This is a genomic window from Pontibacter qinzhouensis, from assembly GCF_008017455.1.
GTDB classification, from domain to species: Bacteria; Bacteroidota; Bacteroidia; order Cytophagales; family Hymenobacteraceae; genus Pontibacter; species Pontibacter qinzhouensis.
The window spans coordinates 1-24302 of the sequence record NZ_VRTY01000061.1 but is presented as its reverse complement, the minus strand read 5'-3'; the positions used below and the strand labels follow the sequence as shown (position 1 = coordinate 24302).

19 protein-coding genes and 1 riboswitch are annotated in these 24302 nt (G+C 48.2%); of the genes, 13 read left to right on the top strand and 6 right to left on the bottom strand.

The window, feature by feature from the left end:
- Positions 1 to 174: 174 nt before the first annotated feature.
- The 3 genes from FVR03_RS15455 (at position 175) to FVR03_RS15445 (ending at position 2860) form a co-directional block, all read left to right on the top strand.
- Positions 175 to 579 carry a hypothetical protein gene (locus FVR03_RS15455; protein ID WP_147922666.1) on the top strand — a complete coding sequence of 135 codons (405 nt, stop codon included), beginning with the start codon at positions 175 to 177 and terminating at the stop codon, positions 577 to 579.
- A 172-nt stretch (positions 580 to 751) separates the two neighbouring features.
- The gene (locus FVR03_RS15450; RefSeq protein WP_147922665.1) at positions 752 to 1156 is read left to right on the top strand and encodes an EVE domain-containing protein; all 405 of its coding nucleotides are present in this window, start codon (positions 752 to 754) and stop codon (positions 1154 to 1156) included.
- A 186-nt stretch (positions 1157 to 1342) separates the two neighbouring features.
- Positions 1343 to 2860, top strand: a complete 1518-nt coding sequence (locus tag FVR03_RS15445) for a hypothetical protein (RefSeq protein ID WP_147922664.1) — start codon at positions 1343 to 1345, stop codon at positions 2858 to 2860.
- Between the two features lie 171 nt (positions 2861 to 3031).
- On the opposite strand, the gene FVR03_RS15440 is transcribed toward FVR03_RS15445, so the two are convergent.
- The 5 genes from FVR03_RS15440 to FVR03_RS15420 form a co-directional block, all read right to left on the bottom strand.
- Positions 3032 to 3403 carry a hypothetical protein gene (locus FVR03_RS15440; RefSeq protein ID WP_147922663.1) on the bottom strand — a complete coding sequence of 124 codons (372 nt, stop codon included), beginning with the start codon at positions 3401 to 3403 and terminating at the stop codon, positions 3032 to 3034.
- 177 nt (positions 3404 to 3580) lie between these two features.
- The gene (locus FVR03_RS15435) at positions 3581 to 4504 is read right to left on the bottom strand and encodes an aspartate carbamoyltransferase catalytic subunit (protein ID WP_147922662.1); all 924 of its coding nucleotides are present in this window, start codon (positions 4502 to 4504) and stop codon (positions 3581 to 3583) included.
- Between the two features lie 8 nt (positions 4505 to 4512).
- On the bottom strand, positions 4513 to 5061 hold the full coding sequence (gene pyrR, locus FVR03_RS15430; RefSeq protein ID WP_147922661.1) for a bifunctional pyr operon transcriptional regulator/uracil phosphoribosyltransferase PyrR: 549 nt from the start codon (positions 5059 to 5061) through the stop codon (positions 4513 to 4515).
- A gap of 471 nt (positions 5062 to 5532) precedes the next feature.
- Positions 5533 to 6960 (bottom strand): OmpA family protein, encoded by a 1428-nt coding sequence (locus tag FVR03_RS15425; protein ID WP_255474238.1) that lies wholly within the window; start codon positions 6958 to 6960, stop codon positions 5533 to 5535.
- 434 nt (positions 6961 to 7394) lie between these two features.
- Complete coding sequence (locus FVR03_RS15420) at positions 7395 to 8687, bottom strand: aminopeptidase P N-terminal domain-containing protein (protein ID WP_147922659.1); 1293 nt, start codon at positions 8685 to 8687, stop codon at positions 7395 to 7397.
- Positions 8688 to 8887: 200 nt separating this feature from the next.
- Here FVR03_RS15420 and FVR03_RS15415 point away from each other — a divergent pair, with 200 nt between their 5' ends.
- From FVR03_RS15415 to FVR03_RS15400, 4 genes are all read left to right on the top strand, one after another.
- Positions 8888 to 10027 carry a glycosyltransferase family 4 protein gene (locus FVR03_RS15415; protein WP_147922658.1) on the top strand — a complete coding sequence of 380 codons (1140 nt, stop codon included), beginning with the start codon at positions 8888 to 8890 and terminating at the stop codon, positions 10025 to 10027.
- A gap of 60 nt (positions 10028 to 10087) precedes the next feature.
- The gene (locus FVR03_RS15410; protein ID WP_147922657.1) at positions 10088 to 11320 is read left to right on the top strand and encodes a M16 family metallopeptidase; all 1233 of its coding nucleotides are present in this window, start codon (positions 10088 to 10090) and stop codon (positions 11318 to 11320) included.
- A gap of 128 nt (positions 11321 to 11448) precedes the next feature.
- Positions 11449 to 12093: an O-methyltransferase gene (locus FVR03_RS15405; RefSeq protein ID WP_147922656.1), complete on the top strand. Its 645-nt coding sequence runs from the start codon at positions 11449 to 11451 to the stop codon at positions 12091 to 12093.
- Positions 12094 to 12641: 548 nt separating this feature from the next.
- Positions 12642 to 15197, top strand: coding sequence for a LysM peptidoglycan-binding domain-containing protein (locus tag FVR03_RS15400; RefSeq protein WP_147922655.1), 2556 nt, complete (start codon positions 12642 to 12644; stop codon positions 15195 to 15197).
- A gap of 178 nt (positions 15198 to 15375) precedes the next feature.
- On the opposite strand, the gene FVR03_RS15395 is transcribed toward FVR03_RS15400, so the two are convergent.
- Positions 15376 to 16719: an MFS transporter gene (locus FVR03_RS15395; protein WP_222707247.1), complete on the bottom strand. Its 1344-nt coding sequence runs from the start codon at positions 16717 to 16719 to the stop codon at positions 15376 to 15378.
- Positions 16720 to 17051: 332 nt separating this feature from the next.
- Positions 17052 to 17158: riboswitch (TPP riboswitch) on the top strand.
- 78 nt (positions 17159 to 17236) lie between these two features.
- On the opposite strand from FVR03_RS15395, the gene thiS reads away from it, so the two are divergent.
- From thiS to moeB, 6 genes are all read left to right on the top strand, one after another.
- Positions 17237 to 17440 carry a sulfur carrier protein ThiS gene (thiS, locus tag FVR03_RS15390; RefSeq protein ID WP_222707246.1) on the top strand — a complete coding sequence of 68 codons (204 nt, stop codon included), beginning with the start codon at positions 17237 to 17239 and terminating at the stop codon, positions 17438 to 17440.
- Between the two features lie 357 nt (positions 17441 to 17797).
- The gene (thiC, locus tag FVR03_RS15385; protein ID WP_147922653.1) at positions 17798 to 19660 is read left to right on the top strand and encodes a phosphomethylpyrimidine synthase ThiC; all 1863 of its coding nucleotides are present in this window, start codon (positions 17798 to 17800) and stop codon (positions 19658 to 19660) included.
- Between the two features lie 8 nt (positions 19661 to 19668).
- On the top strand, positions 19669 to 20319 hold the full coding sequence (locus FVR03_RS15380) for a thiamine phosphate synthase (RefSeq protein ID WP_255474237.1): 651 nt from the start codon (positions 19669 to 19671) through the stop codon (positions 20317 to 20319).
- A 149-nt stretch (positions 20320 to 20468) separates the two neighbouring features.
- Positions 20469 to 21242, top strand: a complete 774-nt coding sequence (locus FVR03_RS15375) for a thiazole synthase (RefSeq protein ID WP_147922651.1) — start codon at positions 20469 to 20471, stop codon at positions 21240 to 21242.
- A 311-nt stretch (positions 21243 to 21553) separates the two neighbouring features.
- The gene (gene thiH, locus FVR03_RS15370) at positions 21554 to 22663 is read left to right on the top strand and encodes a 2-iminoacetate synthase ThiH (RefSeq protein ID WP_147922650.1); all 1110 of its coding nucleotides are present in this window, start codon (positions 21554 to 21556) and stop codon (positions 22661 to 22663) included.
- Positions 22664 to 22814: 151 nt separating this feature from the next.
- Entirely contained in the window at positions 22815 to 23906 is a 1092-nt protein-coding gene (moeB, locus tag FVR03_RS15365) for a molybdopterin-synthase adenylyltransferase MoeB (RefSeq protein ID WP_147922649.1), read from the top strand.
- The last annotated feature ends 396 nt before the right edge of the window (positions 23907 to 24302 follow it).

Genomic DNA, 24302 nt, shown 5'->3' with positions numbered 1-24302 from the left:
AATTATTCAGATCAAAATGGCCTTCCGAAGAAAAAATGGACTAAATGGTTCAAGGGTTGCCGGCCTTAAGCCTGAAACATAAAATAGAAATGTAGAGAAGCTATTAGGATGAATTACTATATTAGCCATCAGAAATACCAACCACGAAACTTACTTTTTGCTTAATTTGCTGCCATGAAAAATATACTGTTGCTGTGCCTGCTGAGCCTGCTGCTGTTAGCCAGTACCTGCCGCACCGAGAAACTGGAGCGGGAACTGCTGGAGGTAACCTGGCTCCATTCTTTTGAAGAAGATGAGGGCGATACGCTGGTTTTCAGACCTAACACCTACGACTTTCCGCCCTCCCGGGGACGGACTGGTTTTGCCATAGAAAACAAAGGCGTATTTAAAGAGTACCTCATTGCCCCTACCGACGGCCTGGAGGAGCATGTGGGGCAGTGGACGCATGGTGAGAAAAAAGCGCTGCAAATACGTTTTAAAGGCGAAAAACCAGCTGTGGAAAATTACACATTAGAAATAGTATCTATAAGAGACAAGGTGCTGAAGGTAAAAAAAGCCCCTCTTGCCACGGCTGAATAAGTTGTGTACAAGCTGGTTTGGAATAACAATAAGCAATTTGGTGAAGTTTTTATAGAGCTGTTACCAGGCAATGAAATACAACATTTAACAGAAATACTATTATTAGGGTAACAGAAACAGGCAACCTTTACGTACTAAATAATTCACACTTATAATTTCTACATAACTTTAAATGCAATACTGGTTAGTAAAATCAGAGCCTGAAACGTATTCGTGGGGCAATCTGGTAAAAGATGGCCGAACCAGCTGGGACGGTGTACGCAATTTTCAGGCACGAAACAACCTGCAAAAAATGGAGCCAGGCGACCTGGTCCTTTTTTATCATAGCGTATCAGAGAAAGCCATAGTTGGCATAGCCAAGGTAGATCGCCCGGCTTACCCCGACCCAACAGCCGATGACCCGAAATGGATGGCAGTAGATTTGGTGCCTGAGCGCGATTTTAAAGAACCTGTAACTCTGGAACAAATAAAAAAAGATAACCGGCTCGAGCAAATTGGCTTGCTCCGGCAATCGCGCCTATCGGTTATGCCGTTGCGACCAGAGGAGTTCGATGTGCTGTTAGCCTTAGGAAACTAATGGGTTGTGTGCTGCCACAGTTGCACCTGGCAAGCTCCTCTTGGTAAAGTACAATACTGCAGCTGCTGCTCCAGGTGCCTCCTAACACAGGTTTTAGCTATCTTATTAGGTAGGTTTTTATATTTTCTGGTTGTCAACTCCGGGTAATTGCATGGTGTGTATCGAATCTAAAAGAGACATTTTCTTATGACCGGAATACGTATACTGCTTTTTATATACACACTGCTGGCGGCAGCACCCTTGCTCGCGCAGGAGAAGGAAAGGGATGAAGACGAGCCTACCCAACCGGTGCGCCTCGAAATTGAGTACGGCTCCGATAATGTGCAATTCGAGCTGTTCCCTGTGGCTGGCAGCAGCCTGGTGTTGTACAGCAAAAAATCGGACCTCTGGAACCGCAAAGCCACCCACACGTTTGAACGGCTTAACCAAAAATTAGACCGGATCTGGAGCTGCACCCACGACCTCTCACCAGACGATGAGTATATTCAGGCATATACCGAAGACGATTATCTGTACATGGTTTTTGCCAACACAAACCCACAGAAATACAAATTCCTGAAGGTAAATATCCATACCGGCGATGCCATATCCACCATCCATACCCTGGAAGCTATCCGGAATATTTATGAGTTTAGTGTGCTTAAAGGCCGCTACTTCCTGATCGGGACTAGCAAAAGAGACCTCAAACCAATTTTGTTGTACATAGATCCTACGCCTAATGTGGTAAAACTACTGCCTGCCACCTATGGCGATGAATCTAATTTTTCTGATCTGCAGCCCGCACCCCAGCACCAGCGCATGGATGTGGTGCTAACAGAATCGAATAACAAGATTTCGCGCCTCCAGGTAAAGAGTTTCGATATTAACGGCGAGTTACTCAGCAATCATTTTATTCTGCAGCAGGATAACAAGAACCTGCTCAATGCAGAGGTTACTCCTGTAGACACACTTTCGAGGCTCCTGATCGGCACCTACAGCACCTCTGGCCTGCAGCTAAGCAATGGTTTTTTTACATCGCCAGTGGCCTCGCAGGTAGTTAACGGGGAGTTTTACAGTTTTCTGCAGCTAAAGAACTTTTTTAAGTTTATGACTCCCAGGCGCGAAGAGAAAACACGCAGGCGCGAGCAGAACAGGCTAAAAGAGGGGAAGCAGCCATCTAACCGATACCGTATGTTGCTGCACGACCTCCGCACAACCCCGGAAGGCTACATGCTGGCAGCCGAAATTTATTATCCGCAACGCCGCCGGAACACGAACTTCCTGGACCCAAACCTGTATGGTGCCCAGTTCTTCAGGCACAACCTGCGCGACGACGAAGAGTATAAGCGCACGCACGCAGTAGTACTTGGTTTCGATAAAAATGGCGTACTGCTCTGGGATAATGCTTTTTTGCTCAAGAACCTGGTCTCAAGCTCTCTTACACCAACTGTCGAGATTTCTTCTAAACCCGACGGTAAAATAATCTTAGTCTACCCTGAAGATAATAACATTGCCTACCAGGTTGTAAACCAGGATAAATTTTCGGATGAAAAGAAAAAGCTCGACCTGCTTACTTACCACGAAAAAGAAAAGGTAATTTCGACGGAGCAGTTAGGCATCATTCCGTGGTACGATGGCAATTTTGCTGCGTTCGGGTTCCAGCACATCAGGCGTATAAGTGGCGAGTCGCAGCATGTCTACTTTATAAACAAAATAGCTTTTTAGTTTACTAGGCTTCCTACCCTTGAGTCTTTTTTTGGAAAAAAGCTTCTGGAGACTATTTTCATTTGAATAAATACTACTCACCTAAACAACTTAAAGCGCTGTTATAAGTTAGCTAAAACCCCCAGAGCCACCTCTTGCAAAAAGGTGGCTCCGGGGGTTAAATTTAGGTGCTTATTTCTTTTTGGCAAGAACGGCTTCGCTTTTGGCGGTGCCTACATAGGCGGCCAATTGCTCCGGCTTCAGAATTTTAGCAGCCTCAGCCAGGAAATCGTTTGTAAGGCTATCGATTTGTGAGTTAGTGTATGTGGCGCCTTTAAGATGCTTCAGTTCTCCCTGGTAACTTCCGTAAAGGGCTTTAAGTTGAATATACTGGTTTTCATTCAGCTCTAACTGCTGAATAAGCTTGCTGTTTACTTCTTTAATCTGAACTGCGCCTTCAGTCTTTTTTACAGTATAAGGCTTAGTTACAGTAGCGGCGTTTGCAGTTGGTACAGAGGCAGCTAACAAAATAGAAGAGGCAAAAAGAACAAAGTACTTTTTCATTTTTATGGCGGTTTTAATAGTAACAGATTGATTGAGTCAAAGCTATGACAACACCAATGCCAAAATGAAAGAGTGCTTTAAAAGGCTTATTTCTTAGAAAATATACTTACGTACATGTTTCGCCTATCCCAAAAAGGCACAGGCTGTTTAATTTTGGGAAACTTAATCTGTAGTTTGTTAAACCTTGGAAGCCAGCAGGTACAGTACCGCCATCCGGATAGCCACACCGTTTTCTACCTGGTTCAGGATAATAGAATGGTGAGAATCGGCGGCATCGCTGCTCAGTTCCACGCCACGGTTTATAGGGCCAGGGTGCATGATCGTAATTTCCTTGTTGAGGCTATCGAGCAGTTTTTTATCGATGCCGTAGTAGAGTGAGTATTCGCGCAGCGATGGGAAATACTTCATTTGCTGGCGCTCGAGCTGTATCCGTAGCACGTTGGCCACATCGCACCAGGCAAGAGCCTTCCGGACATCCAGCTCCACCTTTACCCCTAACGATTGTATATGCTTCGGCAACAACGTAGACGGGCCACATACCATTACTTCGGCACCCAGCTTTTGCAAGGCAAAAATATTGGATAGCGCCACCCGCGAGTGCATAATGTCGCCAATAATCACTACTTTTTTACCTGCCACATCGCCCAGCTTTTCCCTGATAGAAAAAGAATCCAGCAGCGCTTGTGTCGGGTGTTCGTGGGTACCGTCGCCGGCATTTACAATATTGGCTTTTATGTGGCGCGACAGAAAGTGCGGTGCACCAGGGCTGGCATGTCGCATTACAATCATATCGACTTTCATGGCCAGAATGTTGTTGACAGTGTCGAGCAGGGTTTCGCCTTTTTTTACGGAGCTGCCGCTGGAGGAGAAGTTAATAACATCGGCCGATAGTCTTTTCTCGGCCAGCTCAAACGAGAGGCGCGTGCGGGTGGAGTTCTCGAAAAAGACATTGGCAATGGTAATGTCTCGCAACGAGGGCACTTTTTTAATGGGTCGGTTCAGAACATCTTTAAAATTATCCGCCGTTTCGAAAATAAGGCGAATATCTTCTGCTGTAATGTCTTTTATACCTAACAGGTGCCGCGCGCTGAGCTCTTGCATGTTAAAATTTATTCTTCGTTTTTGGTAATCAACCAGATATTGTCTTCCTGTGTGTCCTGCCCTTTCCACTCTACCAGCACCCGCTGCGACTGCATGGAGTTAACACGGCGGCCTACATACGTAGGTTCTATGGGCAGGTGACGGCTGTGCAGCCTGTCGACCAGAACCAGCAACTCCACATTGGCTGGTCGGCCAAAGGCAATCATGGCATCGAGGGCTGCCCTAACGGAGCGGCCGGTATAGAGCACATCGTCTACCAAGATCACTTTTTTACCTTCAATCAGAAAGTCGATCCGGGTAGCGTTGGCGGCAAGGGGCGTGTTTCTTCTTCTGAAATCGTCGCGGTGAAAGGTGGTGTCGAGGTAGCCGGTAGGCACCTGAACGCCCAGAATGGTTTGCAGGTTCGCCTGCAGGCGCTGTGCCACCTGCCTGCCCCGAGGCTGCAAACCTATAATAACGGAATCAGAAAAATCGCCGTGATTCTCGATGAGCTGGTGGCAAAGGCGCAACACCATAATATCGAGCAGCTGGTGGTTAACGATAAGTCTTTTCTGCATAGCCGGAGTTCTAACTGCAAATATAGAGAGTTCAGCTAAAGAATCTAAAATTTTATGTCTGTATGCGATATGTAAAATTTAAAAGGCTGATCAAACATTCCAGCACTCATTTAGAAATGACTCTCCTCAAATTAACAATCAAGCTATTCAACAATCAGTAATTATTCAGATGAAAAGGGCCTCCGGAAGGATTTTCTAAAGATTTCAGATCCTAGATAGTAGACCCTAGACTTTTCTGGATAATGGTTTTAGATAGTTCAACTGCTTCTCCCAAACGCTCGCAGGAGCTACGGCACAATGCCAGGTCTTTACTTTTTAATCAACCATTAAACAATTTAGCAATCAACAACCAGCAATTATTCTAATGAAAATAGCCTTCAGAAGGGAAAAAGCGATTTAGAGGCCAAGGCATAAAAAAAAGGGGCTGCAGATAGCTGCAGCCCCTTTTTGGCTTAAGTTATAAGTTAAGTATTATGGTAAGTCCAGCTTCATGTCTGGCGTGTTCATCTCGAAGCCAACTCTTCTGTTCTGGGCACGAGCTTTAGCAGTTCTTGCTTTAGAAAGACGAGTGTTCACTTTTACGAGTGGTTGCGTTTCGCCGTAACCTCTGGTTACAAGACGGTCAGCATTTCTTACGCCTCTGGATACTAAGTAGTCTTTTACAGCTTGTGCACGACGCTCAGAAAGTGCCTGGTTGTACTCTTCAGAACCAATGTGGTCAGCATGACCTTTGATTAACAGTACATGGTCAGGGTATTTCTCAAGCGCTACGATTATGCTGTCAAGTAACTGCTGGTATCCGTCCTGTACTCTTGACTGGTTGAATTCGAAACGAACTTTTTCTTCCATTAATTTCAGAGTAGCCGCATCAAGATCTGGGCAGCCACCTTTTTCAGCTGGGCCAGGAGTGTTAGGGCAGATATCCTGGTCATCAGGAACACCATCACCGTCAGAGTCTACAGTACAGCCATCTGGGCCAACTTGTACGCCTGCAGGAGTGTCTGGGCATTTGTCATCGATATCCGGCACACCATCACCGTCTGAATCCGGGCAACCACGCAAGGCAGGAGAACCAGCCTCATCTGGGCAACGGTCATCTTTGTCAGCTACACCATCACCATCGCGGTCTGGGCAACCTTGTGTGGCAGCAGTACCAGCTTCGGTAGGGCACTGATCCTGGTAATCAGGAACACCGTCACCATCAGAGTCGATAGGGCAACCTTTTTTGTCTACCTGAACGCCTGCAGGAGTATCTGGGCATTCGTCTCTTCTGTCTGGCACACCGTCACCGTCAGTGTCAGCAGCACGGCCTAAGTTAAAGCCAAGACCAACATTGTGCATCAGGAAACGGTCGTTGTCGCCGCCAGAAGGCTGGTTATCAAACCCGTCGTTACCAGTAAACACATAGTTTGTCTGGATGAAGGCGCTAACACCATCAGAGAAGCGGAACCGGATACCGGCACCACCCATGGCAGCAGCCGTTACGAAGTTGTTTTTAGCAACAGCAACTGCGTTTGCAGCTCCTTGTGTTCTTACGTGCATACCACCACCGGCAATTTGCAGGTAAGGACCGATGAACGCATCTTCTTTCAGGATGTTACCATACATCTTCAGACGCAGGCCCAGCATAGCGCTTCCTACCTGTGCGTCGAAATTATTCAGGTCGCTCTGGTGTGCTTCTGTGCTACCATAGGTCAGGTGTAAACCAAGGTCGAACGCAGGGCTCAGGTAACGGTTAACAGATAAACCGCCACCCCACTCAAGCCTGTTGCTTTCGAAGAACTGGTTTTCTAGTTCACCTTTATATTGGAGTGCACTACCGTATATTTGCAGGTTTGTGCGCCGATCTGCATTTTGTGCAAGTAAGGCTGTACTTGCTGACAGCAGAAATACAAGCATCAATGCAATTGTACTTTTTAGTTTTGTTAAATGTGTTCGCATAATTCTAAGAAATATATTTTGATATGACAATACGTACATGTTTACTTGTTAGTTTTTGTTCATTCATTAAAAAAAAGGTTTAGTTATGATTTTAGGGTTTAGAAAGGTGTATAAGAAGGATATGAAGTAGTTTTTTTTCATAAAAGAGGCCTTAATTTATTCCTATATCAGTGCAATTGCTAAGCACCTGATATTCTATGCTAAAGGTCTGCCATTTATTACTTGTTCTGTACTTACGGTGCCAGCACTATCTTGTTAGATTCTTATTTCAACTCTTTGTTTGAGAAAAGGTTTTATTTCAGAAAAAAAATTTAATTTTTGTGCCTATAGCTCGTTCTCAGGCCTGTAATCTGGTTATTTTTGGCTACCAACTTACTTTACAGCGGCAAGTGTCAGGCTTTTTGCATGAGTTGCTCTATCTCGTCAGCTTCCAGCGGTATATCTTTCATCAGGTCCAGTGGGCCGTTTTTGGTAACCAGTATATCGTTTTCGAGCCGTATACCAATTCCTTCCTCTCTTATATAGATGCCAGGTTCGCAGGTAAACACCATTCCCTCTTCAAAAGGGCGGTACTTATTGCCAACATCGTGCACATCGAGGCCCAGAAAATGTGATGTGCCATGCATAAAGTACTTTTTATAAAGTGGCTTGGCAGGGTCCTGGTTCCGGACATCTGTTTCGTTTAACAAACCCAGGTTAATGAGCTCGTTTTGCATAACCGTACCCACAAACGCATGATACTGATTTAGTGAATTACCCGGCACCAGCATCTGTTTGGCCGCTTTCATAACGCGCAGTACCGAGTCATACACCTCTCGCTGGCGTTTAGTAAATTTACCGTTAACAGGCACTGTGCGTGTGAGGTCGGCTGCGTAGTTGGCATACTCGGCGCCAAAGTCCATTAACACCAGATCACCGTCGTGGCACTCCCTGTTATTATCTACATAATGCAAAATACAGGCATTCGCGCCCGATGCTATAATAGAGTTGTATGCCGGCCCGCGCGACCGGTTGCGGATAAACTCATGATAAATTTCTGCCTCGATCTCATATTCCGTTACACCAGGTTTAATAAAACCGAGTAGCCGTCTGAAGGCCTGGCCGGTAATTTCGCATGCTTTTTTTAGCAGCTCAATCTCAGCTTCCGATTTTATGGCCCGCAGGTAATGCATAATTGGGGCGCTGCGCTCATACTTATGCAGCGGATACTGCTCCTTGCACCATTTAATAAAGCGTGCATCGCGTGTCTCTACCTCTACAGTTGCTCTTATGTGCTCGTTTGTGTTCAGGTACACATGCTCGGCTTCGGCCAAAAGCACATTTAGCACCTGCTTAAACTCGCTGAGCCATAAAACTGTTTTTATACCGGAGACTTCTGTCGCCTGTTCTTTGGTCAGTTTATAGCCTTCCCAGGTAAGAATATGGTCGTTTGTTTCGCGCAGAAAGAGAATTTCCTGCATATTGGCATCTTTGGCATCCGGGTAAAGTAACAGAATACTCTCCTCCTGATCAATGCCGCTGAGGTAGAACAAGTCGTTGTTCTGACGAAAGGCCATTGTGCCATCCGCATTGGTTGGCATAATATCGTTTGAGTGGAAAACGGCAACAGAACACGGCTTTAGCTGCTTTCTGAAGTTTTGCCTATTCCGGACAAACAACTGATTCGTAACGGGCAAGTATCGCATGTTTTATAGCTTTTCTTGATAAATTAGGTGCTCCAAAAGTTACACCCCCCTCCTTGTCGGCTCAAATTTAGAACAAATATATTGAATAAACTATTATCAAATTTCAAAGAATTTACAACTAACTGATGATCAGATGGCAAACGTTCGTTTTTTAAACTCAACGATAAATCGTCATATTGCACTTAAAACCAGGAGACACTATGATCAGGATCGGCTACGATGCCAAACGTGCTTTTAACAACACCTCAGGCCTTGGCAACTACAGCCGGTTTGTTATTTCGAGCCAACTGGAGCATAACCCCGAACAGGAATACAGGCTTTTTACACCTAAAGTCAACACACTTTTCAAAGACTTTTATCCGGCTACACCAACTGCCCAGGTAGTTTTGCCACAGCCCGGCCTTCAGAAGCGCCTTGCCTCGCTCTGGCGGGTATTCGGCATGGCATCGACACTTCGGAGCCACCAGATAAACCTATACCACGGCCTTAGCAACGAGTTACCCTACGGCCTGACACGTGCTGGTGTAAAAAGTGTGGTCACCATCCACGATCTTATCTTTCTACGTTTTCCGGAACTTTACAAGCCACTCGACCGCCTTATTTATACGCAAAAGGTAAAGTATGCCTGCCAGCAAAGCGATCATATCGTGTCTATTTCGGAACAAACCAGGCAAGACTTAATCACTTATCTGAAAATAGATGGTTCGCGCATCAGCGTAGTGTACCAAGATTGTGACCCGGTTTTTCACCAGCCTCTTTCACCTGAACACTTGCAGCAAGTTAAAACCAAGTTTAACCTGCCACACTCCTATATAGTATGTGTAGGTACACTTGAAAAAAGAAAAAACCAACTGCAGCTTCTAAAAGCCTGGCACCAGCAGGGCTTAGCAGATGCAGCGCATGTGGTTTTTGTAGGCCGCAAAACCCCGTATGCCGCAGAACTTGAAAACTTTGTGCAGCAGCATGGCCTGCAAGCGAAGGTGCATTTTTTACCCTACATTTCTTTTCAGGAGTTGCCTGCTATTTTTCAGTTGGCGCGGCTGTTCGTGTACCCTTCCATTTTCGAAGGTTTCGGAATTCCTATCGTGGAGGCACTTAATAGCGGCGTACCTGTTATAACCTCTACAGGCTCCTGTTTTCAGGAAGCGGGCGGTCCGAAAAGTTTGTATGCCAACCCCGCTGATGCAACTGCGCTTGGTAACCAAATGGCAAAGGCTTTAACAGACGAGGCGCTGCGGCAGGAAATGATCAGGGCGGGCCACGTACACGTTCAGCAATTCAGGGCCGCACACACGGCGGCGCAACTACAGCAACTCTACGAACGTGTACTCCAAAAATAAGCCGCAGCTATCTGTTTCTGGTACATTTTACGTACCTTTGTGCTCCAATTTCCATACTGAATGCTTGATTATCATATCCATATATTAGCGAACGGCATCCGGATCGTTCATAAACAAGTTTTACACACCAAAATAGCGCATAGCGGTTTTATTCTGGATATCGGGAGCCGCGATGAGCTGCCTGAGGAGCTGGGGCTGGCCCATTTCTGGGAGCACATGGCTTTTAAAGGCACTACCAAGCGCAAGTCGTTTCATATCCTGAACAGGCTCGAGACGGTGGGCGGCGAATTAAATGCCTACACTACCAAAGAGAAACTCTGCCTCTACAGCTCCGTGCTCGACAAGCACTTCGAAAAATCGTTTGAGTTGCTCACAGACATCACCTTCCACTCCATTTTTCCTGAAAAGGAAATAGAGAAAGAGCGTGGCGTAATTCTGGAAGAGATGGCTATGTACCTCGACACACCGGAAGAAGCCATTGTAGATGAGTTCGACAACGTGGTGTATAGAAACCACCCGCTTGGCAACAACATATTAGGCACCAAAGAAAGCGTATCAGGTTTTAAGAAGCATGATTTCCTAGACTTTATTTCCAGAAACCTGAGCACCGACGCGTTGGTATTCTGCTCTGTAAGCAACCTGCCTTTTAAAAAGGTAGTGCAACTGGCAGAGAAATACCTTTCTGAAATACCAGTAATCACCAAGCAACGCGAGCGCCAACCGTTCACGGGCTATACTCCACACGCTGTTACCCTCGAAAAACCTATTTCGCAGGCGCATTGTGTGCTCGGCGGCCCGGCCTATGCTCTCAACGACGAGCGCCGCATTCCGTTTTTCCTGCTCGTAAACCTGCTGGGCGGCCCTGGCATGAACTCACGCCTGAACCTGGCGGTGCGCGAAAAGCACGGGCTGGTGTACACCATAGATGCCAACTATGCCACTTATATAGACACCGGCCTGCTCTCGATTTATTTCGGCACAGAGAAAAAGCAGCTGAACCGCACTACCTCGCTGGTGCTGAAAGAGCTGAAGAAACTTCGTGAGAAACCGTTGGGCTCGCTGCAACTTCACACCGCTAAAGAACAGCTGATGGGGCAGCTGGCCATGGCCGAAGAAAGCAACATCGGCCTGATGATGATGATGGGCAAGAGCATACTGGACCAGGAGAAGGTAGACACGCTGAACGAAATCTTTGACCAAATCAAAATTATTACGGCCACCAACCTGCTCGACATAGCCAACGACACCCTGCGCGAGGAACAGCTCAGCTTCCTGAATTATGTACCGGCTTAATGGTTAGTTGATGATTGTTAGTTGTTAAAAGTAGCAGAAGAATATTTATTCAGCGGAAACTTTGTTCTTATTTAACTAACAAGCCATTTACAAGCAACAATCAGCAAATAACAACCAACAATCAAACTATGGAATTCTTAGACGAGGACCTGCAGCAGTATGCCGAGGAACATACTTCACCAGAAAGCGAACTGCTGCACAAAGTAAACCGCCAGACTCACCTGAACGTGCTGAAGCCGCGCATGCTGTCGGGGCACCTGCAGGGGCGTTTGCTCGCTATGTTTTCGCAGATGATCCGGCCCAGGCAGATTCTGGAAGTTGGCACCTACACCGGCTACTCCGCCATTTGCCTGGCAGAGGGGCTGCAACCGGGCGGCACCCTGCACACCATCGATAAAAACGAGGAGCTGGAGGAACGCGTGAAAGGCTATTTTGCAGAAGCGGGTCTGGCAGACAGCATCAGGCTCCACATTGGCAATGCCCTGGAGATTATTCCGACACTCGACGCTACTTTTGATCTGGTGTTTCTGGATGCCGATAAAATAAACTACGCCAACTACTACGACCTGGTGTTCGACAAAGTGGCTCCCGGTGGTTATATTATAGCCGACAATGTGCTCTGGAGCGGCAAAGTATTACCAAAATACCGCAAGAAACTAGACGAAGACACAGCAGCGGTGATCGACTTCAACAAAAAGCTACATGAGGATGGCCGTGTAGAAAACATCCTGCTCCCCGTACGCGATGGCCTGCTCTTGGCCCGAAAACTGTAAAAAACCTTCGGAAGGGCATTTTCATCTGAATAATTTCTGATTGTTCGTTGCTATATGGTTGGTTAATGATACCCTATAAGACCTCGCAGTGTGCGCAGCTCCTGCTAGCGTCTGGTAGAAGCAGAGGCACTATTAAACCTGTTCCTCAGAAAACCTTGGATCTAAAACCTTAAAAATCCTTCGGAAGGCCATTTTCATCTGAATAATTGGTACACCGGAAGCAACGCATTTTAGCTGTACCTGACAGTTGTCTCCATTTATCTTTCATTTGGCTACTGGCCTTTTGCAACACAAACGGTTACAGCGGCTTAAGCTTTTTCATCTTCTGCTGCAATGCCTGCGCTCACGCCCTCAGAACCGCCTTCGGCAAAAAAATGTCAAATATCTTTCCGTCAGATTTTAAAATAAGGGAGTTATTCCGTTAATTTCGCATTAATATCTCTACATATAGAACAGTCTATATAATAGCTATTTACCTGCATATTGTTAAACAGAAAGTAGAGATATTATTTCTGGTTGCTAACTAAAAACGCCTTATTTTTTAACCTATGAGAAAGAACCTGCCCCTTCTCCTGCTAATGCTGCTTTTGCTGCCCGTACTGGCACTGGCACAAGCTGTTATTGTTCCTCGAAATATAACTGTTGCCGACATCCAGATTAAAATTTCGGATAGAGCACAGCAGGAAATCCAGAAGAAAGTGGATGCTTTGCACCGTAACCAGACCTACTTCCGCAACCGCGTGGAACTGGCCGATGCTTACTTCCCCTGGATAGAGCGCACCTTTCAGGAAGAGGGAGTGCCAGACGATTTCAAGTACCTGGCCCTGCAGGAAAGTGGCCTTATAGGCGATGCTGTTTCTACTTCTAATGCCGTGGGGTACTGGCAATTTAAGAAAGAAGCTGCCTCCGACTTTAACCTGCGCATGGACCACCTTATTGATGAGCGCAGGCATATTATAGAAGCCAGCAAAGGAGCCGCCAAATACTTTAAGCGCAGCAACCTTTATTACAATAACTGGTTCAACACCATTCTGTCGTACTACCTGGGGCCAACAGGCGCCAAAGCAGCTACCAAACCCTCTGATATCGGCAGCAAGAAAATGGAAGTGACTGAAAAAACGCACACCTACCTGCTTACTTACCTGGCACACAAAATCGCTTACGAAAACTTTGTAGGCAAAACAACGAAGCCTACGCTCATGCTGAGCGAAATGCGCTGCACACCGGGCCAGAGCCTGCTCGATATTGCGCTGGCAACTAAAATAGACGCAGGAGAACTCGAGAAATACAACAAGTGGCTTCTGGGGGGCACTATTCCGTCAGACAAAGATTATTACGTGATGATACCGACACGCAACGGGCAGGATCCGGCTTTGCTGGCATCTAAAGGTCCTGTGGCGCATACCGGAAACCTGGCAGGCTATGCGTCTGCCTCGACCTCTATTACCAAACTGCACGGCCTGAATGCACTGGTAGCACGCAGAGGTGATACAAAAGAAAAACTGGCAAAGCAGAACAACATCTCGCTTCGCAAATTCCAGAAATACAACGACCTCTATAGTTTCGATGAAGTAAAAGAAGGCGGCATTTACTACCTGGAGCAAAAGAAATCAACCTCTGAGGTAGCCTACCACGTGGTACAGCCAGGCGAAACCATGCACATGATTTCGCAGCACTATGGCATACAACTCAGCCACCTGGTGTTCAACAACCGTATGGACCGCAGCGAAACGCCTGTATCGGGCCGTGTGCTGTGGCTTCAGAAACGCCGACCAGCCAGAACACCAGTGGAGGTGCGAGACCTGAGCAAAGCACCGGTAGTAGCAGCTGCTCCTGCAACAGGCAAAACGACCAGCTCACCAGCTACTCCGGCCACTACTACAGCAAAGACTGCACCTGCACAGCCTAAGCAGCCCGCACAACAAGCACCTCCCAAAGAAAACTTCTTTACCAGACTTATTAACAAACTGAAAAATAAACCAGAGCAGCCAGAGCCTGTGCCGATGGAGCAGCCAGTTGAGGCCACCATAGAAGAAGAGCCAGCAGCACCTGCTCCAGTTGTTACAGTACCGGTAGAGACGGCGGTGAAAGTAGCACAGGCCGAGGCAGGAGCAGTTCCGGCAACTACCAGCAATACACAGGTAAAAAACGAAGCGATTTACCCTGCCACTAAAACCCAGAAAGCAGCAGGAACCACCAGCGCACAAACTGATACTGCCGTAGCAGCTTCGCCACAACCGGGTCCTATTACCATAGAATCTGTAGCAAAAACGAAAGTTGTAACCGATACTGTCATGTTTGAGCGTGGCGTAACCTGGGACTCTGGTTCAGCAACAGCAGCAAAACCTCAGCCAGAACCTGCCAGTGTACCAGCGCCTGCCACACGCCGCACCGACACAGTTCAGATACAACTGCCAGAGCCGAAGCAAGATCAGACGATAGAACCAGAAGAAGAAGTTGTTTTAAAGGAACCTGCCGGCTATAAACCAGCGCCTGCAACAGAGAAAGCATCAGACGTAGCACATACTTCCACTGCCCCGGCTGTTGCGCCGGCTCATCATACTGTAAAACAAGGCGAAACACTTTACAGTATCTCCAGAGCCTATGCCGTTTCCATTAACGATATTTCTACCTGGAACGACCTGGGCGATACGCCTATCAAAATCGGGCAGGTGCTGTTAATTGCAGAGCCGCAGGTGTTGCCAGCAGAAACCGATACCTATACTACTCCTGCTGCGCAACCGGTGCTTACGCACACAGTGGAGCGTGGCGAAACCTTGTACCAGCTCTCTAAAAAGTATAATGTAAGCGTAAACGACCTTCGCAGCTGGAATAACTTGTCAGAGGCTGGCCTGTCGGTGGGGCAAGTGATTAAGGTTACAGCACCGGAAGAAGCTTTTACAGCACCCGCCGAAGCTGAAGCCAGCCCGGCCGGATCTTCGGCAGGAGCCAGCCAGTCGCCATACCATGTTGTAGCAACAGGCGAAAGCCTTTACCAGATTTCCCGCAAATACAATATCACGATAAAAGATATTATGGAGTGGAACAACAAAAGCGACTTTAACGTGAGCACAGGCGAAAAACTGCTGATCAGGAAAAAGTAGGCTTTTATATATTGAGTGACCACAGCAAGGCCTGCCTCTTTACAGGGGCAGGCCTTGCTGCTGATACGATAGACAACAACTTGCAATTATTTAAATGAAAATGGCCTTCAGAAGGCATTTTGCCTTAATTGATGTCAAGGGTAGGCGAAGGCTTAAAGATATGAAACGGCTTGAGTTGTTACCGCTCCTCGGGTGGGGCCGTAAGGTTAGAAGCAGATTGCAGGCCAGTTGCAATTTCTGGAATAATGCCCAGGCGCTGATAAATAGGGTGCACCAGCTTGCGCAATTTGGCCAGGTTAAAAGCAAACGGCACAATGCTGATGGCGACCAGAAAACCACAGCCTACCAACGTGTATGCCACGCCAATGTGCTCTGCCACTGCTCCGGCGAGCATACTGCCAAAAGGTGCCATGCCCATAAAAGCCATACTGTAGAGGCTCATTACGCGGCCCCGCTTGTCGTCTTCCACAATGGTTTGCAGCAGCGTGTTGCACGAGGCCATCGAAACGATCATGCCAAACCCGCTCACAAACATACACACCAGCGACACCAGCAGCACCTCCGACAAGGCAAAAGCCATCAGCCCGAAACCAAAGAGCAGCATCGTGAACACAATTAGTTTGCCCATGCCCAGCACCGACTTTCGCTGCGCCAGGAATAGTGCTCCTATAAGTGCTCCCACACCCGAAGCTCCCATTAAGTAACCCAGTGTGTTGGCTCCACCATGCAGAATGTCGCGGGCAAAAACCGGCATTAGCACGCTAAAGGGCATACCAAAGAGGCTTAGTTGCGCCACTATAAGCAGCAGCGCGCGTATGGGTGCAAAGCCGAAGGCATAGCTAAACCCCTCCGTCAGCGAAGCCCACACCTTGCGCTCCTGTTTTACACGCTCCACAAACTTGAGCCGCATGAGCAGCAACGACCCAATAACAGCCACATAACTCACCGCATTCAGCAGAAAACACATGCCCTCCCCTACCAGCGCAATCAAAATGCCGGCAATAGACGGACCTACCAACCGGGCCATATTGAACATCGAAGAGTTCAGGGCTATGGCATTGCTCACATCCTCCCGCTTCTCCACCATCTCGATCACAAAAGCCTGGCGTGCAGAAATATCGAAAGCGTTTACAGTGCCTAGAAAAGCGCTTAATGACAGAATATGCCAGACCTGTATCTGATCTGTCAGAACGAGTGCGGCCAAGGTAGAGGCCTGCACCATGGAGAGCGCCTGCGTAATAATGAGCGTGCGGTGGCGGTTAAACTTATCAGAAGCCACTCCCGCAATCGGGCCCAGCAGGAAAGCGGGCACCTGGTTACAGAACGTAACAGCACCGAGCAGGAAAACAGAGTCGGTGAGGCGGTACACCAGCCAGCTCAGGGCAATCTGCTGCATCCAGGTACCAATCAGCGAAATGCCCTGCCCTACAAAAAACAGCCTGTAATTGCGGTAACTCAAAGCCCTGAACATGCCGCTTAATCTGCTGGTCGTAGTAGGTTGCTGTGTTGATGTTGTCTCCATTCCTGTTTATCGTGTTGCCGGTAAGGCCGCCTCTTGCTTACGGATTTTCCGGCTGCTCTTGTTACCAGAACAACCATTTTAGTTTTTTGTTGATAACGCAGCACTCCTTTAAACTGAATTAGGTAAGGGCTAAAAGAAAATTCATTTAAAATTACCAACATGCCCCATTTTCAAATTTCCAAATTCTAAATCCTTCAAACTCTCAAAACAACAATTCAGCAATAAACAATTTAACAATTAAAATTATTCAAATGAAAACAGCCTTCCAAAGCAAAAATGGTCTGTTTAGGGTCAAGGCTATTGCATAAGTGCTAATTACCAGCTACCTTTGGTTTACACTTTAGGGGTGTTCTGCCACAAACAAAAAGCGCAGAACTGAGAAATACCCTCTGAACCTGATACAGTTAGCACTGACGAAGGGAAAAGTATATGAGAAACACACCAGTCTTCCTACTTCTTCTTGTTGCCGCTCGGCGCACCAGCGTTCATGCTACCTGCATCATATCCCGAGCAAATCATGAAAATCTTTATTAACAACCAGCCGGAGGAGCTACAGCTTCCCCAAACCGTTTCTGTTGTCCTCGATTTATTGCAGCTGCCCCACACACGCGGCATCGCCATCGCCGTGAACAACCAGATTGTGCCCAAAATCCAATGGGACGCACACCAACTGCAGGAAAACGACAAACTCACCGTCATCAAAGCCACGCAGGGTGGGTAAAGCTATCTGCTGCTACTTCTCCGGATATATTATTTGAATGAAAATAGCCTTCCGGAGATGCTGCTGTTCAGGGTCATGATCAGCCGCAAGGGCTGAAGCTACATTTGCCTGAACCAGGATTTGCTGGAGCAATTGTAAAATATTTGCTGGTGCGAACTTGTAGCTCGTACCTCCATTTGCTCTATTGAAATTATTGCGACTGCAGCCAAACTAGAAGCCATCCTTCTTTTCAGCAATATTAAAAGAACGAGCTACAAGCTCGCACCAGCGGCAATGTAGCTGTCCTCGTTCTGCTGAAATAGCTTCAATAAAAAAGTCTTACGTCTTGTGTCTTGATACTTGAGTCCATTTAAAAAAATGAGAAAAGAAAAAACCCCAACCGCCAGCGCCATCACACGCGCCCCTTTTACTGGCTCCCGCAAAGTATATGTACCGGGCCAGCTCCACAACATTAAAGTAGCCATGCGCGAAATTGTGCTCGAAGACACCGTGCATAAATTCCTGGGCGAAGAAACCCGCGAAACCAACGCCCCCGTAACCGTGTACGACACCAGCGGCCCTTACACCGACCCCAATGTGGAGATTGATGTGATGAAAGGCCTGCCACGCCTGCGCGAAGAATGGATTCTGAACCGCCAGGATGTGGAAGAATTACAGGAGGTTAGCTCACAATATGGCAAAGCCCGGAAAGAAGACACCAACCTCGATGCATTCCGTTTCGAGCACATCCGCAAGCCACTCCGCGCCAAGCCGGGGCAAAATGTGAGCCAGCTGCACTACGCCCGCAAAGGCATCATCACGCCCGAAATGGAATACATCGCCATCCGCGAGAACCAGCGCATCCAGGAGCTTCAGGAGCTGGGGCACCAGCACGAAGGCCACAGTTTTGGAGCTAACACGCCTAAAGGTTTTATCACACCCGAATTTGTAAGAGCCGAAGTGGCAGCAGGCCGTGCCATTATCCCGAGCAACATCAACCACCCCGAAAGCGAACCGATGATCATTGGCCGTAATTTCCTGGTGAAGATCAACGCCAACATCGGTAACTCTGCCGTTACCTCCAGCATAGAAGAAGAAGTAGAGAAAGCCGTGTGGGCCTGCCGCTGGGGTGCCGATACCATTATGGACCTTAGCACCGGCAAAAACATACACGAAACCCGCGAGTGGATTATCCGCAACTCACCGGTTCCCATTGGCACCGTGCCTATTTACCAGGCACTCGAAAAAGTGAATGGCAAAGCCGAAGACCTGACCTGGGAAATTTTCCGGGACACACTGATTGAGCAGGCAGAGCAGGGCGTGGATTATTTCACGATTCATGCCGGCGTGCTGCTGCGCTACGTGCCGCTCACGGCCAAACGTGTAACCGGTATCGTGTCGCGCGGTGGTTCTATTATGGCGAAATGGTGCCTCGCGCATCATAAAGAAAGCTTCCTGTACACGCACTTCGAGGAGATTTGCGAGATTATGAAGGCTTATGATGTGGCCTTTTCGCTTGGCGACGGTTTGCGGCCCGGTTGTATTGCCGATGCTAATGATGCTGCACAATTCGCAGAGCTGGAAACACTGGGCGAGCTTACTAAAATTGCCTGGAAGCACGATGTGCAGGTGATTATTGAAGGTCCTGGCCATATTCCGATGCACCTGATAAAAGAGAACATGGAGAAGCAGCTGAAGGAGTGCCACGAAGCGCCATTCTACACCCTCGGTCCCCTTACTACCGACATCGCTCCCGGCTACGACCACATTACCTCGGCCATCGGGGCGGCCATGATCGGCTGGTTCGGCACCGCCATGCTCTGCTACGTTACTCCCAAAGAGCACCTTGGCCTGCCGAACAAGAAAGATGTAAAAGATGGCGTAATTACCTACAAACTCGCTGCCCACGCTGCCGACTTAGCCAAAGGCCACCCGGGAGCCCAGTACCGCGATAACGCCCTGAGCAAAGCCCGCTTCGAGTTCCGCTGGCAGGACCAGTTCAACCTGTCGCTCGACCCGGACACCGCCCGCGAGTTCCACGACGAAACCCTGCCAGCCGAAGGAGCCAAAGTAGCCCATTTCTGCTCCATGTGCGGCCCCAACTTCTGCTCCATGAAAATAACCCAGGAAGTACGCGATTACGCCGAAAAAACAGGTGTAGCCACAGAAGAAGTGCTGGACAAAGGCATGGCCGAAAGAGCAGAAGCCTTTAAAGCACAAGGTTCGGAGATTTATCTGTAAAGCTCCTGATGAAGAAGATAGCAAAACTGCACTACATTACGCAGGTCCTGAACGGGAAAAGCCATGCTGAAACAGCCGAAGAAGCCTGTGCCGCAGGCGCAGACTGGGTACAGTTGCGGGTAAAAGATCAGCCTTATGAACTGTGGAAGGAAGAGGCGCTTCAAACACAGGCTATTTGCAAAACCTATGGCAGCACCTTCCTAATAAACGACAATGTAAGACTGGCTGCTGAAATAGACGCGGATGGTGTGCATCTGGGCAAAACGGATATGTCGCCGGTGGAGGCGCGGGAGCTATTGGGTGCTGATAAGATAATAGGAGGCACAGCGAATACTTTCGAGGATGTGCAGCAGTTAGTAGCTGCCGGAGTAGATTATATCGGACTTGGCCCTTTCCGATTTACTTCCACCAAAGAAAACCTAAGCCCTATTTTAGGCTTGAGCGGCTACGGCCTGCTCCTGCACCAGTGTCAGATGGCAGGTATTAAAACACCCATTGTAGCCATTGGTGGCATTCTGGCAGCAGATATTGCTCCTTTACTGGCTACAGGTGTGTATGGTGTAGCGGTGTCGTCGGTTATAAACAAGGCAGAGGACAAGGAGCAGGTAATACAGCAGTTTAGACAGGAGCTTTTGCTTGTAGCAGAAACCAAGGCCTGAATCAGGAATATAGTATTGTCTGAATTACGGATTAATAGGATTGCGCGAATGAGAGAGTTGAGCAGAAGATTCGCTAAAGAATGTGTGAAATCAGCTTAATCTATGAAATCCGTGATTCAGACAAAATTTCACTTTAGAAGAAGAAAAAAATGAAACCACTTATCATAGCAGATAAAACATTCCGCTCCCGCCTTTTTACCGGTACAGGCAAGTTCAGCTCGAGCTGGCAGATGGAGGAAGCGCTGCTGGCATCGGGCTCAGAGCTGGTAACGGTGGCCCTGAAGCGGGTAGATGTGCACAAGCAGGACGATGATATTCTGCAGCACCTCTCGCATGAGCAGTTTAACCTGTTGCCTAACACCTCGGGTGTGCGCAATGCCCGCGAGGCTGTTTTTGCGGCACAACTGGCACGCGAGGCACTGGAAACCAACTGGCTCAAACTGGAGATTCACCCCGACCCGAAGTACCTCCTCCCCGACCCCATCGAGACGCTGAAGGCGGCGGAAGAGCTAGTGAAGCTGGGCTTTATCGTGCTGCCGTACATCCACGCCGACCCGGTACTTTGCAAGCGACTCGAGGAAGTGGGCACAGCAGCTGTGATGCCGCTTGGCTCCCCTATTGGCAGCAACAGCGGCCTGCAAACCCGCGAGTTCCTTAAAATTATTATCCAGCAGAGCCATGTGCCGGTGGTGGTAGATGCTGGCATCGGGGCTCCTTCGCATGCTGCCGAAGCCATGGAACTGGGTGCCGATGCCGTGTTGGTGAACACTGCCATTGCCGTGTCGCCGAACCCGGTACAAATGGCAAGAGCCTTTAAAATGGCCGTAGAGGCAGGCAGAATGGCTTACGAAGCCAAGCTGGCTCCAATAGGTACTTTGGCAGAAGCCAGCAGTCCGCTAACGGCTTTTCTGGATGATATCTGATTGTTGATTGGTGGTTGTTGATTTAGTAATTGTTGCCCCAGCTAGTGCGAGCTTGCAGCTCATACCTTTAACAGCAGGATTGGAAGGCAAAAACAGCAGCAGTTAGGAAACGCCAGGGAACAACACTTCTATTAGAATAATTACGCTGTGGTAGTAGGTACGAGCTGCAAGCTCGCACCAGCGAAAAATTGCTTCCATTTAAATAATTACGCTGTAGCTGAAGGTACGAGACGCAAGCTCGCAACAGTAAAACAACAATTTAACCATTTAACAATCCGTAACAACCAACTATAAACTTTAAACTAAACAAGGTGACTTTCGCAGATATATTTGAGCAGCAGAAATGGGAGCAGGTAAAGCAGAGCATCTATGCCAAAACAGGCGCAGATGTAGAACGGGCATTGGCAAAATCGTCACGCGATTTAGAGGATTTCAAAGCACTGATCTCTCCGGCTGCCATGCTTTACCTGGAGCAGATGGCGCAGCTGAGTCAGCAGCTGACACAGAAGCGATTTGGCAAAACGCTGCAAATGTACATTCCGCTATACCTCTCCAACGAATGCCAGAACATCTGCACCTACTGCGGCTTCAGTCTCGATAACCCCATGCCCCGCACCACCCTCACCGACGAGCAGATTCTGGAGGAGGTGAAGGTCATAAAAAGCTACGGCTACGACCATGTGCTGCTGGTAACCGGCGAGGCGAACAAAACGGTGGGTGTACCCTATTTTAAAAATGTGCTGAAACTCATCCGCCCACACTTTTCGCACATCTCCATGGAGGTACAGCCGCTCGACCAGCACGAATACGAGGAACTTATACCGCTGGGGCTGAACACGGTGCTGGTGTATCAGGAAACCTACCACCAGGAAGACTATAAAAAGCATCATCCCAAGGGCAAAAAATCGAACTTCCAATACCGCCTCGACACACCTGACCGTTTGGGCCAGGCGAATATCTACAAAATGGGTCTGGGTGTACTGATCGGCCTGGAGGACTGGCGCACTGACAGCTTTTTTACGGCGCTGCACCTGAGTTACCTCGAAAAAAAGTACTGGAAAACAAAGTATTCAATCTCTTTCCCGAGGCTGCGGCCTTTCTCTGGCGGACTGCCACCCAAAGTAGAGATGAACGACCGGGAGTTGGTGCAACTGATCTGTGCCTACCGGATTTTTAACGAGGAAGTAGAGCTATCGCTGTCTACGCGAGAAAGTCAGACCTTTCGGAACAATGTGATCCGGCTGGGCATCACCTCCATCAGTGCCGGCTCCAAAACAGATCCCGGCGGCTATGCCTCCAACGTAAACGCGCTGGAGCAATTCGAGATCAGCGACGAACGCACCCCCGCCGAAATCATCAGCATGATCCGCACCCAGGGGTATGAAGCCGTTTGGAAGGATTGGGACAACGTTTTGAGTTAAAAAGTTGGGGAGTTTAAAGTGAGAAAGTTGTAAATAGCTTTAAAGACCTCGCAGGAGCTGCGCACGCTGCGAGGTCTTATTCACCTGTACATCTTGAATCCCTCTTCATAACTTTATAACTTTAACATCTCTAAATTCTAACTCCGAAAAGATGTTTTCCCCAGCCGAATACAACCGATACAATCGCCAACTGATATTACCAGAGATTGGAGCCAACGGCCAGCAGAAGCTGAAGGAGGCGAAGGTGTTAGTGATTGGTGCGGGCGGACTGGGTTGTCCGGTGCTGCAGTATCTGGTAGCGGCGGGAGTAGGCACAGTTGGCATCGCTGATTTTGATGTGGTGTCGGAAAGCAACCTGCACCGGCAGGTATTGTTTAACTCCGAAGATGTGGGTAAGCTAAAGGCAGCAGTAGCCGCTCATAAGCTGGCACAGCAGAACCCGTTTGTGCAGTTCAACGTGCATGGGCAGGGCATTACAGAAAAAAATGCGCTAGAGCTGGTGCAGGCATATGACCTGGTAATAGATGGCTCCGACAATTTCCCGACACGCTACCTTGTGAACGATGCCTGCGCTATACAGCAAAAGCCGCTGGTATTTGGCTCTATTTTTAAGTTCGAAGGGCAGGTAACGGTGTTCCATTACCAGAACGGCCCCTCCTACCGCTGTCTCTTCCCGGAGCCGCCTCTGCCCGATCAGGTTCCTAACTGTGCAGAAACAGGTGTACTGGGCGTGTTGCCTGGCATGATTGGCACTATTCAGGCCAACGAGGCTATCAAAATTATCTGTGGTATGGGCAAGGTTTTGTCCGGAAGATTATTCATGCTCAACGCGCTGACCCTGGAAACCAGCGCCATCAATTTCCGCAGAACAGCACAGGCAGAGGTAACTGAACTGCAACCCGATTACGAAGCTTTTTGCTCTCCTCCTACTGCCGTTTCCGCTGCTGATGAAGTGAACGAGCTTTCTGCCGATGAACTGAAAGACCTGTTTGATGAAGAAGCTGACCTGCAATTACTCGACGTACGGGAGCCGAATGAATACGAGCAGTACAATCTCGACGGTATCCTGATTCCGCTGGGCACATTGGAGCAAAACTTAGACAAGGTGGAGCCACACAAAACAGTTGTCGTGCACTGCCAGAACGGCATCAGAAGCCGGGTGGCTGTGCAAATCCTGCAGAAGCATTTTCCCAACACCACCTTCTACAACCTCACGGGTGGTATTGAAAGGTACCCCTACTAATGCTGCGCCGAATTAGAAATTCAAAATTAGAAATTGGTGGCCCCATGACCTCGCAGCGTCTTCCAGACCTGCGAGCGTCTTGCTGGCGACGAAGCAGATGATCTGCAGCCGTATTTAGGGCCCCTACCCCAAGAATTTACAGAATTTTAGAATTTCCAGAAAATCGTAAATTAAAGCTCTTTCGGATTAATAAATCCGAAAGCAAACTGTCGAGGATTTCTTAATCCTCGTATATCTACACACGCGGGTCTGGAGACCCGCAACAGTTTAGCTTCAGATTGATAAATCCGAAGCAGCGCATAATATATGAGTTTAATGTAAAATAATAGCTCGCATCACCATTGGGAATCAAAAACAGAATCAGTGAAGGATACCTGTATTACCTGACGATGACTG